The 16,150-nt window shown below is 74.8% G+C and carries 11 protein-coding genes; 6 read left to right on the top strand and 5 right to left on the bottom strand.

Features of this window, described 5'->3' with window-relative positions; genetic code table 11:
• Nucleotides 1–70 precede the first annotated feature (70 nt).
• Nucleotides 71–1,414 carry an outer membrane protein assembly factor BamB family protein gene (locus tag ACZ60W_RS16600; protein ID WP_469756034.1) on the top strand — a complete coding sequence of 448 codons (1,344 nt, stop codon included), beginning with the start codon at nt 71–73 and terminating at the stop codon, nt 1,412–1,414.
• 62 nt (nt 1,415–1,476) lie between these two features.
• On the opposite strand, the gene ACZ60W_RS16595 is transcribed toward ACZ60W_RS16600, so the two are convergent.
• Nucleotides 1,477–2,610 carry an FAD-dependent monooxygenase gene (locus ACZ60W_RS16595; RefSeq protein WP_469756033.1) on the bottom strand — a complete coding sequence of 378 codons (1,134 nt, stop codon included), beginning with the start codon at nt 2,608–2,610 and terminating at the stop codon, nt 1,477–1,479.
• Between the two features lie 310 nt (nt 2,611–2,920).
• Between ACZ60W_RS16595 and bdeA the strand changes: the two genes are divergently transcribed.
• From bdeA to ACZ60W_RS16580, 3 genes are all read left to right on the top strand, one after another.
• On the top strand, nt 2,921–3,802 hold the full coding sequence (gene bdeA, locus ACZ60W_RS16590) for a bis(hydroxyethyl) terephthalate hydrolase (RefSeq protein ID WP_469756032.1): 882 nt from the start codon (nt 2,921–2,923) through the stop codon (nt 3,800–3,802).
• Between the two features lie 99 nt (nt 3,803–3,901).
• The gene (locus ACZ60W_RS16585; RefSeq protein ID WP_469756031.1) at nt 3,902–6,766 is read left to right on the top strand and encodes a helix-turn-helix transcriptional regulator; all 2,865 of its coding nucleotides are present in this window, start codon (nt 3,902–3,904) and stop codon (nt 6,764–6,766) included.
• A gap of 76 nt (nt 6,767–6,842) precedes the next feature.
• Entirely contained in the window at nt 6,843–7,607 is a 765-nt protein-coding gene (locus ACZ60W_RS16580; protein WP_469756030.1) for a class I SAM-dependent methyltransferase, read from the top strand.
• 52 nt (nt 7,608–7,659) lie between these two features.
• On the opposite strand, the gene ACZ60W_RS16575 is transcribed toward ACZ60W_RS16580, so the two are convergent.
• From ACZ60W_RS16575 to ACZ60W_RS16560, 4 genes are all read right to left on the bottom strand, one after another.
• Nucleotides 7,660–8,091, bottom strand: coding sequence for a hypothetical protein (locus ACZ60W_RS16575; RefSeq protein WP_469756029.1), 432 nt, complete (start codon nt 8,089–8,091; stop codon nt 7,660–7,662).
• Between the two features lie 64 nt (nt 8,092–8,155).
• Nucleotides 8,156–10,159 carry a CASTOR/POLLUX-related putative ion channel gene (locus tag ACZ60W_RS16570; RefSeq protein ID WP_469756028.1) on the bottom strand — a complete coding sequence of 668 codons (2,004 nt, stop codon included), beginning with the start codon at nt 10,157–10,159 and terminating at the stop codon, nt 8,156–8,158.
• Between the two features lie 96 nt (nt 10,160–10,255).
• Nucleotides 10,256–11,065 (bottom strand): NPP1 family protein, encoded by an 810-nt coding sequence (locus tag ACZ60W_RS16565; RefSeq protein ID WP_469756027.1) that lies wholly within the window; start codon nt 11,063–11,065, stop codon nt 10,256–10,258.
• Between the two features lie 101 nt (nt 11,066–11,166).
• Nucleotides 11,167–13,101, bottom strand: coding sequence for a ricin-type beta-trefoil lectin domain protein (locus tag ACZ60W_RS16560; RefSeq protein ID WP_469756026.1), 1,935 nt, complete (start codon nt 13,099–13,101; stop codon nt 11,167–11,169).
• A 268-nt stretch (nt 13,102–13,369) separates the two neighbouring features.
• On the opposite strand from ACZ60W_RS16560, the gene ACZ60W_RS16555 reads away from it, so the two are divergent.
• Nucleotides 13,370–14,350: a LacI family DNA-binding transcriptional regulator gene (locus ACZ60W_RS16555; RefSeq protein ID WP_469756025.1), complete on the top strand. Its 981-nt coding sequence runs from the start codon at nt 13,370–13,372 to the stop codon at nt 14,348–14,350.
• Nucleotides 14,351–14,595: 245 nt separating this feature from the next.
• Entirely contained in the window at nt 14,596–16,116 is a 1,521-nt protein-coding gene (locus tag ACZ60W_RS16550; RefSeq protein WP_469756024.1) for a chitinase, read from the top strand.
• The last annotated feature ends 34 nt before the right edge of the window (nt 16,117–16,150 follow it).

Below are 16,150 nucleotides of genomic sequence, written 5' to 3'. Positions count from 1 at the left end.
TTACCGTCGACAGGGTGCGGAAGGGCAGGGCTCAAGAGAGCTGCAACGCGACGGCTTTGGGGGAGGCTCGATGCGACATCGGCGGTGGCGGTGGCGGTGGCGTGGATGCTGGATGGCACTGGTGGCGCTGATGGTCGCCGGTTGCTTCGCCCCGCAGGGGCCGATGTTCGGTGACGGGTCCTCCGTTCCGGAGGAGGCCGTGCGGGTGCCGTTGCCGGTGCGGCCGGGGCCTGCCGGCACATGGGCGCTGAACAGCCCGCAAGAGGACCTGTTGGGCCAGGGCCGCGCGCTCGGACGGCCGGCGATTCCCGAGCGGGCAGGCTGGACGCTCACCCTGCCGGCCGAGTTCGCGTTGACGTCACCACGCCCTGGCGCGGCGCACTCGGCGGTCTCCCTGGGGTCCGTGGCCCTGCTGGTCGGAGGGCGGGACGGGCTCGCCGGTCCGAGCGCCATGGCGGGGGTCGACCTTGCGACGGGGCGGCTGAGCTGGCGCCGCGCGGTGACACCGGGGAGTCAGGTGATCCCGTCCGTGAGCGGGGCCGGCCCAGTGGTGGTGTCGGCGTGCGGTGGGGGCTCCTGCCGTGTGAGCGGCTGGGATCCCGTGTCGGGCAGGCGTGTGTGGGCGCGTACGGAGCGCGGGGCCGTGCGGGTCCTGGACAGCTGTCAGGCGGACGCGTTCGTCGCCGTGGAGCGCCGGGAGGTGAGGAGGTGCCACCCCTACCTCGTCACCGCCGACCGGATCGCGGCCCTCGATCCCGCGGACGGCCGGATCTCCTGGCTGAAGGGGGTGCGCCTCCCCCCTGGCAGGGTCGACCGGATCGCCGACCACTACGGCCGGATCACCCTCGCCACCGCTCCGGCCCGGGGCACCTGCCTCGCGACCGTGATCGCCCTTCCGAGGCCGGGAAGCACGGGCGAAGAGGACCACACCTGGCAGCACACGCTGGTCTGGGACCAGCCCCAAGCCCCTCGGGACCCCGGCACGGGATGCCGCTGGGACCGGACGATCCCGCTGGTGGTCGGCTACCGGATGACCCTGCCGGCCGCCGACGGGGCCCTCGTCGTCGACTCCTACTTCGGCACGGCAGGGCATACCGAGCGCCTCGCCCCGGGCGAGTACCTGGTCACCGACGCGCTCCGGAAGGAGATCGTCCGCAGCCCGGCCCGGCCGGACCGGCCTCTCTTCGCCTTCGACGGACCGATCCGCCCTCCAGGTCTGAGCACCGCGGCCCGCCCCCTCACCCGGTACCTGTGGCAGGACGGGCGGCGCCTGGTCCTGTTCGGCTACGAGGACCGCGTCCTCTGGGAGCACCCCTCGGACTGCCGGGCCTTCCTGCAGAGCGAGCACGGCGGCTTCCTCACCTACTGCGACGGTTCGGATCTGGTCCGTCTCCGCCCCGCGAGCCGCGACTGAGCGGGCCGTGCCGGGCCGTGGGAGCTCCCGACAGGGCCCGGCACGGGGCCGACGGGTGGCGACTAGTAGGGCTCGGCCAGGACCTGGGCGGCGCCGGGGACGCCGACGGCCAGGAGGGCGTCGTCCTCGGGGGTGGTGGGGGTGCCGGTCTCCTGCTTGAGGACGGCGTGGGAGAGGGACTGGACCCAGAGGGCGCGGGGGCGTCGGCGGGACTCCCAGGTGCGGAGGGCGTCGGGGACGGAGGGGGCGCTGTCGAGGGAGGCGGCGAGGACGAGGGCGTCTTCGAGGGCCATGGCGGCGCCTTGGGCGAGGTGGGGGGTGGAGGCGTGGGTGGCGTCGCCGGCGAGCGCGACGCGGCCGACGTGCCAGGGGGCGTCGACGGTGACCTGGGAGATGCGGGAGTGGACGACGGCCGAGGGGTCGGTGACGGTGGCGAGCGCCTCGGCGACGGGGCCGGAGAAGGCGGAGAGGCGCTCGGCGAGCTGTTCGTGGGCGTGGTCCGGGTCGGGGCGGAAGTCCTCGCGCTCGGCGAACACCGCTCCCAGGTAGGCGAGTTCGTCGGTGATCGGGGTGAGGAGGGCCTTGGCCTTCTGGCCGGCGGTGGCCATGAGGACGCCGTCGAGGTCGGGGCGGCGTGGGACGGTGACCCGCCAGTTGGCGAAGCCGGTGTACGTCGGGGTGTACCGGTCGCCGTAGAGGCGGGTGCGGAGCGGGGAGCCGATGCCGTCGAACCCGACGACGAGGTCCCAGCGGGCGGTCGACCCGTCCGAGAGGGTCGCGGTGACCCCCGCGCCGTCGTCGTCGAGGGCGGTGAGGGTGCGGCCGTGGCGGACGGTCGCACCGGCCGCGACGGCGGCGCCGTGGAGGATGGCGGCGAGGGCCGGTCGCGGGATGCCGTTGGCGGCGGGCGCCCCGTCCATGCGGGGCTGGGGTATCCGTGCGAGGGGCGTGCCCGCCGGGTCTGCGATGGTCAGGAACTCCCAGGCGAAACCGGCCGCGAGGCATGCGTCGAGCACGCCGAGTTCGCGCATCACGTGAAGGGCGTTCGACGGCTGGATGATGCCGACGCCCAGGGACGCCGGGCCGTCTCGGAGTTCGGCGACCTCCACGGTGTGGCCGCGGCGGGCGAGGGCGGTGGCGAGTGCGAGCCCGCCTATGCCGCCGCCGTGGACGAGGACGCGCAGATCTGATGCCATCGGGATCTCCAGAGCGTGAGCGGGTCGTGGGTGACACGGAACGCGGTGCGGCGAGCGGACGCGCGCGCTTCATGATCACATTTCGAGAGGTCCGGTCGTTCACGAGGACGGCGGCCAGGGCCCGTTCGATGTGTCCGTCCGTCGAGGACGGGAGCAGACGGCACAGACCGCGAGGACCGCGAAGACCGGTGATTCTGCCGATGCCCGTGGGGCGAGCCGCGTCGACAGTGGCCGGGCCAGATCACGGCGTGGCCGCGGCCCGGACGTCCCGGGCGGGGGCCACCCCACGACACGAGAGGACGACTCCGTCGTGACACGACACCTCGGCGCGGCCATGGCCGCCGCCTGTCTGACCACTCTGCTGCTCGCCCCCGGTGCCCAGGCCGCGGGCACCGCCGCCGCGGCGGCCAATCCGTACGAGCGCGGTCCCGCGCCCACCCAGTCGAGCATCGAGGCGCTGCGCGGCTCGTACTCCGTGGCGGAGACGTCCGTGTCCTCGCTCGCGGTCACGGGCTTCGGGGGCGGGACGATCTACTACCCGACGTCCACGAGCGACGGGACCTTCGGCGCGGTCGTGATCTCGCCGGGGTTCACCGCGTACCAGTCGTCGATCGCGTGGCTCGGGCCGCGGCTGGCCTCGCAGGGCTTCGTGGTCTTCACCATCGACACCCTCACCACGCTGGACCAGCCCGACAGCCGTGGACGGCAGCTCCTCGCGGCGCTCGACTACCTGACCCAGCGCAGCACGGTGCGCGGGCGCGTCGACGCGAGCCGGCTCGGCGTGATGGGCCACTCGATGGGCGGCGGCGGCACCCTGGAGGCCGCAAAGAGCCGGCCGTCGCTCAAGGCAGCCGTCCCGCTGACCGCCTGGAACACGGACAAGACGTGGCCCGAGATCACCACGCCGACGCTGGTCATCGGCGCGGACGGTGACACGGTCGCCCCCGTCGCCACGCACTCGGAGCCGTTCTACGAGAGCCTGCCCGCCTCGCTGGACAAGGCGTACCTGGAGCTCAACGGCGCCACGCACTTCACGCCGAACTCGTCGAACACGACGATCGCGAAGTACAGCATCTCCTGGCTCAAGCGCTTCCTCGACGACGACACCCGCTACGAGCAGTTCCTGTGCCCGCTCCCGCGGCCGAGCCTGACGATCGACGAGTACCGCGGCACCTGCCCGCTCGGTTCCTGACGCTCTGTGCGGCGTCACAGAGCCCGGTTCCCGGGTCTGGGCCACTGCCCAGCCCCGGGAACCTACCGCCGTGCCGTACGGGTCGGTAACGTGACCGTCGTGAGCGGAGCGACGCACACCGCCTCCCCTGGCCCCCCGTTGTACGACCGAGGTGCCGAACTGGCCGCCGTGGCGCGCCTGTCGGCCCGCGCCGCCGCGGGAACCGGAGGCGTCCTCTTCGTCACCGGCGGCCCCGGCGAGGGCCGTTCCGCGCTCCTCGCCCGCGCGGCGCACGACTTCCCCGGCACCCCGTACCGCGTCGCCGCCCCCGGTCACCGCGGGCCGTGGAGCGCCGCCCGCGCGCTGTTCGCGGCGCTCGCCCCGACCCCGTCCGCCGGCCGCCGGGCCCTGCGGACCGCCCGCGACGAGGGTGGACTCGGCCGGGCCGTGGCCCTGCTCACCGTCGAGGCGCCGTCGGTGCTCGTCTGTGTGGACGACCTCCACCTGTGGGACGCCCACTCGCGGGCCGCCCTCGCCGCGGCCTGGCAACGGACCGACGGGAGGGCGCACGGCGCGCCGGGGCGCGTGGGCTGGCTCGTCTCCGCCGCGCGGCACCACCGGTTCCCCGACGTACCGGGCGCGGAGGCGGTACGGCTCGGTCCCCTGACCGCCGTCGGTGCCCGCGCTCTCCTCCACGACCTGTGTCCGGGCCTCACGCCGGCCGCCGAGGTCGAGCAGCGGCTGCTCGACGAGACGGCCGGACACCCCGGCATCCTGGCCTCCGCCGTACGGCCGCTGACCTCCGCCCAGCTGCTCGGCACCGCCGCCCTGCCCCGGCCGCTGGTCGACGACCGGGTCCTCGGCGAGGTGTACGGAGGGCTCCTCGGCCGGCTGCCCGCCGCGTCCCGGCGGCTGCTCGCCCGGGTCGCCGTGGTGACGCTGGCGGGCCGCACCGGCGCCCCGGGGGCGAGCGCGACGGCGTACGGGGTGGACGTCGCCGCCGCCGGTACCGGGGCGCGGGGGCGCCCGCGTGCCGAGCCGCTGGAGGGGCTGGTCGCGGACGGGCTGCTGACCCGCAGGGACGGCGTGCTCGGCTTCGAGGACCCCTTCCTCGGGCGGGCCGCCCTCGCCTCGGCCCGTCCGTCCGCGGCCGGCTCGGCGGCGCGGGCCACGGACCTCATCCCGGCGACCCGCACCCGTGCGGCGAGCCGTCCCGGGGTGGACGGCGTGGGGGCGAACGGAGGGACCGGGGAGGGCCCCTTGGTGGGCGGCGCCGCTGTGGAAGGCCCCGCGGCGGGCGGCCCCACGGTGGACGGTCCGGGCACCGGCACGCCATGCGGCGGCGTCGCAGGGCCGCCCGGCGAGGCGGCGGCGGTCCCGGTCGTCCCGGCGCCCCCCGCCGAGCCCGCGGCCCCGCCGGTGGCGGCCGAGGAGCCCCCGTCGGCCGCGCGGGCGAGGCTGGCGCGGAGCGAGGGGCATCGGGCGGACCGGCTGGGGCCCTCGGCGGCGGCGCGGGCCCTGTCACCGGTCGCCCGGGGGAGGGAGCAGCTGGTCCGGGGGCTGGCGGCGCTGGCCGGGGGGCCGGTCATGGACGCCTACGAGGCGTTGCTCCAGGCGGCGGAGCTGCTGCGGGGGCGGGCGCCGGTGGAGGCGTCCGACGCGCGGTTCCTGGCGATGGAGGCGGCATGGGCGGCCGGCGACGTGGAGGCGTGCCTGGCGGCGCTCGGCGGGGGCGGCGAGGTCGGCGGCACGGAGCGGGACTTCGCCGTGGGGCTGAGCGCCGCGCTGACCGTACGGCTGGACGAGGCACGGGCGGCGCTGGCGCGGGTGGTCGCGCAGGACGGCGGGGCGGACGATCCGCGGCTGCTGCTGCGGGCCGGGGCGGCCGCGCTGGTCCTCGGTGACACGGGCGCGGCGGCACGGGTGCACGCCCGGGCGCTCGCGCGGGCTCGGGCGGAGCAGCGTACGGCCCTGCTGCCGCACGCGCTGGAACAGCTGGCGTACGCCGAGCTGCGGGCCGGGCGGTACAGCCGGGCGGCGCGCACCGCCCGGGAGGGGCTGCGGACGGCGGAGGCGACGGGGCAGCACAACGTGGCAGCGCACCAGCACGCGGTGCTCGCGCTGGTGGCGTCGGTGGAGGGCGACGGGGCGGCGGTGGCGGAGCATGCCGCGCGGGCGCTGGCGACGGCGGGGCCGCACGGGCTCGTGCAGGCGGCGACGCTGGCCGAGTGGGCGCTGGCCCGGGACGAGCTGGCCCGCGGGCTCGCGGACCAGGCGGCGGCGCGGCTGGTTCCGTTGGTGCGGCCCGGGCCGCGGGGCGGGCACTTCGCGCTCCGGATGCTGGCCGTGCCGTGCTTCGTGGAGGCGGCCGTGGCGGCGGGCCGGCAGGCGGAGGCCCGGGTGGCCGCAGAGGAGTACGCGGCCTGGGCCGCCCTGGGCGTCGACGGTCCCGCGCGGGCCCAGCTGGCGCGCTGCCGGGCGCTGCTCGCGGAGGGGGAGGGCCCGGCGTACTGGTTCGGGGAGGCGGTGCGCCGGCACGAGAGCTGCGGCAACGACTTCGAGCGGGCCCGTACGCTGCTCGCGTACGGCACGTGGCTGAGGCGGCGCCGGCGGCCGGGGGACGCGCGCGGGCCGCTGCGGGACGCCCTGGTGACGTTCGAGCGGGCGGCGGCCGGCGGCTGGGCCGAGCACGCCCGCTCCGAACTCCGCGCCACGGGCGGCGCGTCGGGCGGTGCGGCCGATCCGGCGGCGCTGCGCGAGCTGACCCCGCAGCAGCAGCGGATCGCCCGCCTGGTCGCGCGCGGGGCCACCAACCAGGAGGTCGCCGACCGCCTCTGCCTCAGTCCCCGTACCGTCGACCACCATCTGCGGGGCGTGTTCGCCCGGTTGGGCATCCGCTCCCGCGTCGAGCTTCCCGGTGTGGTGGACGGCTGGGACGCGGAGCGGCGGGAGCCGTCCTCCGCGACGGCGCCCGGGGGCCGCTGACGGGGCCGTCCGCCACGCCGCGCCGGGTCGGCAGGTCGCCGCGGGAGGCGTCCGGGGCGGGACGGATGATGGGGGGATGACACCCACCTTCGAAGAACTGGTGGCGGAGGCGTCCGGGGCGTCCGTCGACGGCTGGGACTTCGCCTGGCTCGACGGCCGGGCGACGGAGCAGCGGCCCTCCTGGGGGTACCACCGGATGCTCGGCGATCGTCTCGCCGGCGCGTCGGCCGCCCTCGACGTCCAGACGGGCGGCGGTGAGGTGCTCGCCGGTGTGCCGGCGCTGCCGCGGACGATGGTGGCGACCGAGTCGTGGCCGCCGAACATCGCGCGGGCGACCGCGCTGCTCCATCCGCGGGGCGCGGTCGTCGTGGCGGATCCCGACGAGCCTCCGCTGCCGTTCGCCGACGGGGCGTTCGACCTCGTCACCAGCCGTCACCCCGCGACGGTGTGGTGGGAGGAGATCGTCCGGGTCCTGCGGCCGGGCGGCACCTATCTGGCGCAGCACGTCGGCCCGGCGAGCGTGTGGGAGCTCGTCGAGTACTTCCTCGGCCCGCAGCCGGAGGCGGCCCGGCACCGGCATCCGGACGACGAGAGCGCGGCGGCGCGCGCGGCCGGCCTGGAAGTCGTCGACCTGCGCTCCGAGCGGCTGCGCATGGAGTTCCGCGACGTGGGCGCGGTGGTCTGGTTCCTCCGCAAGGTCATCTGGATCGTGCCGGGGTTCTCGGTGGAGGCCCATCTGCCCCGGCTCCGGGAGCTGGACGCGCGCATCCGGGCGGAGGGACCGTTCGTGGCCCACTCCGCGCGGACGCTGATAGAGGCCCGCAGGCCGGACGCCTCCTAGGGCGTGGCGGATCGATTCCGTCCGCCACGGCGGGGGCGGCGCGTCGAGCGGGTCAGGGCGAGGCGAGGGCTTCGGCGAGGCTGATGGCCGGTCGGCCGAGGAGTGCGGTGAGGGTGTGGCGCTGGCGTTGCGTCAGGGGCCACAGGAAGACCGCCACGTGGGCTTCGGTGCGGGTGCAGACGGCGGCGGCCTCGCGGATCCTGCCCTGGCTCAGGACGGTGCCGCGGGAGAGGGGCCGGGACATCGCGCGGGCTCCGCCGCGCGAGACGCCGCGTCGCTGGACGACCTGTGCGACGACGCGGGCGCCGTGCGCGGCGAGTTCCGTGGCGGCCTCGTCCATGAGCGTCGCGAAGTCCTTCTGCCGGGCGGAGAAGTAGCCGATGAGGACGAGGTCGGCCCCGGCGACGCGGACGGCGGGGGCCGGCCGTGGGGCGCCCGCGGGCCGGCGGGAGGGTCTGCGGTCGCGTCGGTGGAGGTGGGGCACGGGCGGAAGGCTAACCGCGGCGGCTTGGGCGCGGCACGCGGTTTCGGTGCGGCCGGGGGCCCGGTCAGTCGCCGGGGGCGATGACCACGACCTGGTCGTCGGGGTGCCAGGGGCGGACGTGGGCCTTGGGCGGATTGAGGCGTACGCCGTGGTGCGGGGCGGTCGCGGCGTGCCGGTGGGAGCGGTAGCCGATGGCGCGGGCGCCCTGGCGGGCGGCGGACTCGACGACGGTGGCGAAGGAGGCCGGGCGGCCGGTGACGACGTAGTGGGCGGCCGGGCGGAGGTGGACGGAGTTGCCTTCGGCGGCGAAGAGTTCCTCGAACACGGCGGCCAGGTGGGGGTTCTGGGAGATCTGGGTCATCAGGAGTCCGATGGTCCTGCCGCTGACCACGAAGTCGGCGGCGGCCCGCGGGGCGATGAGGTGGTTGCGGTCGTCGGTCAGTTCGGCGACGACGGGGACGGGGTGTGTGCCGTGGCGCTGCCGTTCCCGCAGGTGGAGGAGGGTGACGAGGGTGCGGTCGTCGGGGTCCTGGTGGCCGCGGTGTCCGTCGGGGCCGAGCACGAGGACGGCCGTGTAGCCGGCGAGTTCCCGTGCGGCCGTGGTCTCCGGCCGGGTGGGGTCGCCGGGGTGGTGGTGGAGGGCGAGACCGGGGCCCACGGTCCTGGCGGCGGTGCGGACGGCGGAGAGGGTCGCCGCGGTGGGTTCGGTGACGACGTCGAGGACGGAGCCGGGGGGTGTGCGCCGGGCCAGCTGGTCGGCGATGCGCGGGGCCCTTCGGTTCCAGCCGAGGAGCAGGTACCGCTCGGGCGCGGCGGCGGCGGGGGGTGGGGGGTCGGCGAGGCCCGTGGGGTCGTAGGGCACGGGTGGGTCGACGGGGTAGGGCGTGGCGGCGTCCTCGGCGACCACGATCAGGCGGTCGTCGGCGGCGAGCGGGGTGTCGGCGGTGGGGTTGAGAAGGACGGTGCCGTCGGCGCGGGCCAGACCGACGGCGCAGGATTCCGGGCAGCGGGCGGCGGCCCGACGGAACGTCAGACCGGCGGGTCCCGCAGCGGGCAGGGTGTGGAACTCGTGGCCGGCGAAGTCGAGGAGCTCCTGGTGGACGAGGGAGAGGCCGGGTGTGCGGGCGTACGCGACGAGGAGGCGGGCGGCGATGTCGTCGGTGTGCAGGACGGTGGCGCGGGGGCCGCCGGCGAGGCGGGCGGCGGTCAGGTGGTGGTCGCCGCGCACGGCGGCGATGACGCGGACCGGGTGGTCCTCGCCGGCGGCGGCGGCGAGGGAGAGCAGGGCCTTCACGGTCTCGGCGTCGTCGCGGGGGCTGTCGCGGGGCAGGACGAGCACGGCCTCCGCGGTCGCCGGGCTCACCCGGGCGAGGGCGACGGGGTCGGCGGGGCGGCCGGTGCGGCAGATGACCCGGGTGCGGTGCGGGGTGCCGACGGCCGAGCGGAGCTCCTCCTCCATGGCGGTCTTGACCCGGTCGGCGAGCACGGTGACGACGCCGGCGCCGCGCCGGGCGAGGCCGAGCCGGGCGGTGACGAGTTCGGAGACGACGGTGGGGATCTGTTCGGACCAGCCGAGGACGACGGTGTGGCCGCGTTCCAGGACCGTGGAGTGCCCCCGGTTGAGGGCGATGAGCTTGTCGGTGATGCCGGTGGTGATGAGGCTGACCAGGGTGGAGACGTAGAGCAGGGCGATGAGGGCGAGGAGGACGGAGAGGGCGACGCGCAGCGGCGGTCCGACCTCGCCGCCCAGGCGCAGGGTCTGTCCGGTGTTGCGCCAGACCGCGGCGACGCGGGAGCCGAGTGTGGCGGGGGCGCGGTCGTCGGTCCACACCAGCAGGGCGCTGACGGGGACGACGAGCAGCAGGCAGGCGAGGGCGAGCCAGCCGACGAGCGCGGGCGTCCCGCGGGTGAGGACGGTGTCGAACCAGTAGCGGAGGCGAGCCTCGGCGGAGTCGGTCCGGTACGGGGGACGTCCGGCGGGTGCGGGGGGTGTGACGGACCTGGCCGTGCCGGTCCCGTGTGCGGTGTTCCGCTGCCCGGGAACCACCTTGTTGCCTTCTCTGCGCACGGCAGCAGCGTGGCGCCCCGCGGTGACCGGCGGGGCGCCATCGCCGTACATTCATCCCTTCGTGATCACGTGTCGTCGCACGGATCGGGCTTTCGCTCAGGCGTACGGGTCGAAGGGGATCCCGGCCGGCTTGGCCTTGGCGAGGTGGGCGGCGAAGCTGCCGTCCTTGAGGCCGAAGTGGGCGCTGCCGAAGTCGGCCTGGCTGAGCTTGTCGCGCAGGCCGGGAGGATAGCCGTTCCAGCCGACGAGGCTGGGGTACTGCCAGGTGTGCCGGTGGTTCTCCGGCGGTTCGTCGTTGGTGTTGGCGGGGCGGAAGCAGTGGGTGCCGATGCCGTCCTTGTGGTAGACGACCTTGGGGTGGGTGCCGTCCCAGCGGATGCGGTCGCGGCCGTTGGTCACGAAGTCGCCGTGGGCCGAGGTGGAGACGTACTGGGCCTGGTCGTTCTGGACCCACACGACGACGTGTTCCCAGTCGTGGCGGTGGCCGCCGAGGCCGCTGCCGGCGACGGCCTGGTCCTTCTCGAAGTAGAGGCCGTAGATGATGGCGCACCAGCCGTTGTTGCACTTCGCGCGCGCGTAGCCGTTGGTGTCGGCGAGGTCCCCCGCGTCGCGGCACTGGCCGTTGAGGGCGCCCGAGGGCTTGAGGCCGCCGTTGAGGGTGCCGTCGGGGCCGATCGCCGCGGTGGGGTAGCAGCCGTCCGTGTCGTAGTCGAAGGCGGGCTGGAACGTCTGTTCCAGGCCGTCGGCGTTGGCGGGCAGCGCGGTGGGCGGGGCGGCGAGGGCGCTGGCCGGGAGGGCGATGAGCAGGGCGAGGGCGCCGGAGAGGGCGAGGGCGCCCCGGGTGACGTACGCCGTTGTCTTCACTCTGTCCCCTTGCGTCGGGCGGCATGGTGCGGGCGGGGTCATATTGGCATGCGCATCTCAAGATCGGGGGCTTTCCCCGTGTACGCGAGGTGACGTCCGGCCGTCCCCGGCGCGCGGGTCTCCCCCGCGCGCCGGGGCGCCGTTCAGCCGAGCCGCCACTTCTGGTTGGCCGCTCCCGTGCAGGTCCAGATCTGCGCCCGGGTCCCGTTGGCGGAGGCGTTGCCGGTGGCGTCGAGGCACTTGTCCGCCGCGACGGCCACCAGGTCGGACGAGGTCTGCTCGTGGCGCCAGCGCTGCGCGCCGGAGCCGTTGCAGGTGTAGAGCTGGACCTTGGCACCGTCGGCCGTCGAGCCGCCGCTGACGTCCAGGCACTTCCCGAGCGCCTGCACGGAACCGTCGGCGCGCAGCGTCCAGTTCTGCGCGGCGCTGCCGTTGCAGTCCCACAGCTGGACGGGGGTGCCGTCCGCGCTCGCGCCCCCGGCCACGTCCAGGCACTTGCCGTCGAGCCCGCGCAGGACCCCGGTCCGGTCCTGGCCCTCGGAGGGGGTACCCGCCCAGGTGAAGGTCGCCGAGGTCTTGCCGGGCAGGGAGTAGGTGAAGCGCTGCCCGCCCCAGTTGACGGTGACGCTCTGCGCGCCGGCGCCGTCGTTGTACGCGAGCAGGGCCTTGGAGCCGTCGGGGTTGCGCCAGGCCACGTTCGGCACGGCGCCGGAGGTGGACGCGATCCGCTGGGCGCCCGGCCTCACGAACTTGGTGAGGTGGCCCATGGTGTAGTACTCGACGGTGTAGTCCACCTGGCCGTGGCGGGCGTCGCCGTTGTGGACGGTGATCAGGCCGTCGCAGGTTCCGCAGCCGCCGTTGTGCGGGCCGCGGTTCTGGTCGACGGCGAGGGACCACTTGGTCACCGACTTCGCCCAGTTGCGGGTGTAGTCGATGATGTTCGTCATGTCCTCGCGCTGCTGGTTCGCGATCCAGGTGCCGCCGGAGTGCTCGGTCTGGAAGGCGTCGAGCTGCGGGTAGCGCTGGTGGATCTCGGTCTGCTTGGCGACGTCCCCGCCGTATCCGTGCCAGGCGACGCCGCCGAAGTTGGGGTGGCTGCGCACGGCGGCGTCGTCGACGGTCTGCGCGGCGTACGCGTCGTAGGTGTCCCAGTTCCAGTCGTGGGCGAGGACCTTGGTGGCCAGCCCCGCGGTTCGGAGCTTGGGCAGCAGCTCGCTCTTGGTGAAGTACGCCAGCCCCGAGCCGTTCCAGCTCATCGACGGGTAGCCGGAACAGCAGGTCGGCTCGTTCTGGGCGGTGACGTAGTCGACGGGGACACCCTGGTCGCGCCAGCCCTGGAGGTACTTCACGAAGTAGTCGGCGTAGGTGCCGTAGTGCTCCGCCTTCAGCCAGCCGCCGTTGAGCTGACCGCCGTCCTTCATCCAGGCGGGCGCGGTCCAGGGCGAGGCGACGAGGGTGAGCTGGGGGTTGAGCTGGCGGGCCTGCCGGGTCAGCGGCAGCACGTCCTGGAGGTCGTGGGCGAGGGAGAACCGGGTGAGGGCGGGGTCGGTCTGCCCGGCCGGGAGGTCGTCGTAGGTGTAGCCGAACCGGGCGAGGTCCGAGCCGCCCATCGGGTTGCGCACGAAGGAGAGCCCGATGCCCTCGGTCGGGGAGAAGAGCTTCCGCATCGTCGCGTCCCGGGTCGCCTGGCTGAGGGCGCCGGAGCCCTTCATGAGCCAGGCGGCGGTGTCGGTGAACGAGGCGCCGCCGCCGGTGAAGGTCTGGTAGCGGGTGTTCTCGTCGACGGTGATGTTCGTGCCGGCGCCGCCGTTGCCGGCCTGGAAGGCCAGCGGGGCCTGCTGCTGGAGACCGCGGGTCACGTGGCGGCCGCCGGCGTCGTCGGTGGTGGTGAGCCAGAGGTTCACCGGTTCGCCCGCGGCCTGCGCGGGGGCGGCCGTGAGGCCGGTGAGCCCGGCGGTGACGAGCGCGCCGGCGAGCAGGGCGCGCGTCAGGCGGCCCGCGAGGGGCGTGGGGCGGGGCGGGGCGCCCGGTGTGCCGTGCGGTGTCCTGTGCCGTGTCCTGTGCGTCGAACGGAGCATGGGGGTGCCCTTCTCGGCGGGGGTCGGGTGGGGGGTCCGCGGACCGAGTGGTGTTCCGAGGCGTGAGTGAACTGCCGCGGCGGCGGGTCCGTCAAGACTCCGCGCATTCAGATCCTGAACGCACAACTCGCTTGAGACAGACGGAACTTCGGTTTTCCGTCGGGTTGTCGTGAAGTCTTGACGGATGGGCTGCCCGCCGGTTGACTCGCGGTGCGGGGCCGGAACCGGTTCCGACAGCGATGTCGCCGACCGGCGGACGGAGGCCCCGATGCGCGTCACGATCGTCGACGTCGCACGTCGTGCGGGGGTCAGCAAGACCACCGTGTCCCGGGTCCTGAACTCCGGGGCGGAGGTGGACGCGACCACCGCCGCACGCGTTCGTGAGGTGATCGACGCACTGGGGTACGTCCGCAGCTCCGGGGCGGTCGGCCTGGCCCGCGGCGCCAGCCGTACGGTGGGCATGCTGACGCCCTCGCTGACCTGGCCGTGGATGGGCGAGGTCCTCCAGGGCGTCGCCGACACGGTCGAGGCCGCCGGGTACGGGCTGATGCTCCACACCTGCCACCGGGGCGCCGACTCGGTGCGCCACTTCACCGACCAGGTCTCCGCCCGCGCCTTCGACGGGCTGCTGGTCGTGGAGCCGGAGAACACCCTGGACACGCTGACGGCCCTGCACCGCCGGGGACTTCCCGTCGTCCTGATCGACGACCGGGGCCACCGCCCGGCCTTCCCCTCCGTCGCCACCACGAACCACGCCGGCGGCGCGTCCGCGGCCGCCCACCTGCTGACGTCGGGCCGCTCCCGGCCGCTCGTCGTCACCGGCCGCCGCGACTTCGGCTGCGTACGGGAGCGGCTGAGCGGGTTCCTCGGAATCCTGCCCGACGGCCTCGTCGCCGGCGGGGAGTTCACGGAGGCCACCGGGCGGGCGGCGGTCGAGCGGGCACTGGCCTCGGGGCGGTACTTCGACTGCGTGTTCGCGCACAACGACCTCATCGCGGCGGGCGCCCTGCGGGCGTTGCGTGCCGCGGGCCGGCGGGTGCCCGAGGACGTCGCGGTCGTCGGCTTCGACGACCTGCCCATGGCCCGCCACACCGAGCCGCCGCTCACCACCGTCCGCCAGCCGATGCGGGAGATGGGGCGGGCCGCCGCCCGGCTGCTGCTCGCCGGACTGGGCGGCGAGCCGATGGCGGACGAGCCGCTCGTCCTCCCCACGGAGCTGGTCGTGCGCGGCTCCGCGCCCGGCCGGTGACGACGGCCGCGTCCGCGGAACTTCTCCCCGGGCGTGGCTCACTGGACCAATCCGGCCCCTCGGGCGCATCGCGCCAGCACCCGCCCGGACTCGCTCGATGCACCACACAACGAAACCGCGAATTGGTCTAGTCCAACTTTGGTCCAGGCCATTGACGTGCCCCTGACGACGAGGCAGTTTCCTGTGTCGACCACCGTGTGCGGCAGCACCGTTCGACGCACACCCCCCACCGTCATTGGATTCCCATGAGACGCGTACGTTCGCTCCGCTCGGCCCTCACCGCGGCCGTGACCGCCGTGGCCGCCCTGGGCCTCTCCGCCCTCGCAGGCTCCCCCGCACAGGCGGCGACCCCGCTCCCCGAGCACGTCTTCGCCCCGTACTTCGAGGCGTGGACCGGGGAGAGCCCGGCCGCGCTGAGCGCCCAGTCCGGGGCCAAGCACCTCACGATGGCCTTCCTGCAGACGGCCACGAAGGGCTCGTGCACCGCGTACTGGAACGGCGACACCTCGACGCCCGTCGCGGCCTCCTCGTTCGGCGCCGACATCAGGACCATCCAGTCCCGCGGCGGGGACGTCATCCCCTCCTTCGGCGGCTACACGGCCGACACCACCGGCACCGAGATCGCCGACAGCTGCACCGACGTCAGCCAGATCGCCGCCGTCTACCAGAAGGTCGTCACGACCTACGACGTCACCCGGCTCGACATGGACATCGAGGTCGACTCGCTGGACGACAGCGCGGGCATCGACCGGCGGAACAAGGCCATCAAGGTGCTCCAGGACTGGGCCGCGGCCAACGGGCGCACGCTCCAGATCTCCTACACCCTGCCGACCACCACCCGGGGCCTCGCCGCGAGCGGTCTCGCCGTGCTCAAGAACGCCGTCACCAACGGCGCGAAGGTCGACGTGGTCAACATGATGACCTTCGACTACTACGACAACGCCGTGCACGACATGGCCGCCGACACCAAGACCGCGGCCCAGGGCCTGTACGACCAGCTCGCCAAGCTCTACCCGGCCAAGACGCCCGCGCAGCTCTGGGGCATGGTCGGCATCACCGAGATGATCGGCGTCGACGACTTCGGGCCGGCCGAGACGTTCACCCTCGCCAACGCCCGCACGGTGTACGACTGGGCGGTCTCCAAGGGCATCAACACCCTCTCGTTCTGGGCGCTCCAGCGGGACAACGGGGCCTGCCCCGGCGGGGCCGCCGCCGACCACTGCTCCGGCATCCAGCAGAACACCTGGGACTTCTCCCGCGTCTTCGCCCCCTTCACCAGCGGCACGACCGCCCCGGCCGACGACTTCTCGGTGACCGCCTCCCCGGCCGCCGTCACGGTCGCCGCGGGCTCGTCCGCCTCCGCCGCGGTGCACACCGCGGTGACCGCCGGCGCCGCGCAGTCGGTCGGCCTCACCGTCAGCGGCGTCCCCGCCGGCGTGACCGCCTCCCTGAGCCCCGCCTCGGTCACGGCCGGGGGCTCCTCCACCCTGACCGTCACCACCACGGCGGCCACGGTCTCGGGCACCTACCAGATCGTGGTCAACGGCACCGGCCCGTCGGCGGCCCACGCGGCCGTGCTCACCCTGACCGTCACGGGCGGCGTCAGCCAGTGCACGGCCTCCCCCTGGGTCACCTCCTCGGTCTACACCGGCGGCCAGCAGGTCTCGCACAAGGGCCACACCTGGAAGGCCAAGTGGTGGACGACGGGCGAGGAGCCCGGCACCACCGGCCAGTGGGGCGTCTGGCAGGACCTCGGCGCCTGCTGAACCCCCTTTCCCGCAGGGCGTGTCCGACGAGTGC

The organism is Streptomyces sp. NPDC104202 (genome assembly GCF_055584185.1).
The sequence above is the reverse complement of the archived record's forward strand: the minus strand, read 5'-3'. Positions and strand labels throughout refer to the sequence as shown.

Bases quoted from the DNA above. Each gene is read 5' to 3' on its own strand.
- ACZ60W_RS16565 (WP_469756027.1), bottom strand. From the start codon at position 11,065: ATGACCCCGCCCGCACCATGCCGCCCGACGCAAGGGGACAGAGTGAAG.
- ACZ60W_RS16580 (WP_469756030.1), top strand. From the start codon at position 6,843: ATGACACCCACCTTCGAAGAACTGGTGGCGGAGGCGTCCGGGGCGTCC.
- ACZ60W_RS16600 (WP_469756034.1), top strand. From the start codon at position 71: ATGCGACATCGGCGGTGGCGGTGGCGGTGGCGTGGATGCTGGATGGCA.
- ACZ60W_RS16555 (WP_469756025.1), top strand. From the start codon at position 13,370: ATGCGCGTCACGATCGTCGACGTCGCACGTCGTGCGGGGGTCAGCAAG.
- ACZ60W_RS16560 (WP_469756026.1), bottom strand. From the start codon at position 13,101: ATGCTCCGTTCGACGCACAGGACACGGCACAGGACACCGCACGGCACA.
- ACZ60W_RS16550 (WP_469756024.1), top strand. From the start codon at position 14,596: ATGAGACGCGTACGTTCGCTCCGCTCGGCCCTCACCGCGGCCGTGACC.
- ACZ60W_RS16595 (WP_469756033.1), bottom strand. From the start codon at position 2,610: ATGGCATCAGATCTGCGCGTCCTCGTCCACGGCGGCGGCATAGGCGGG.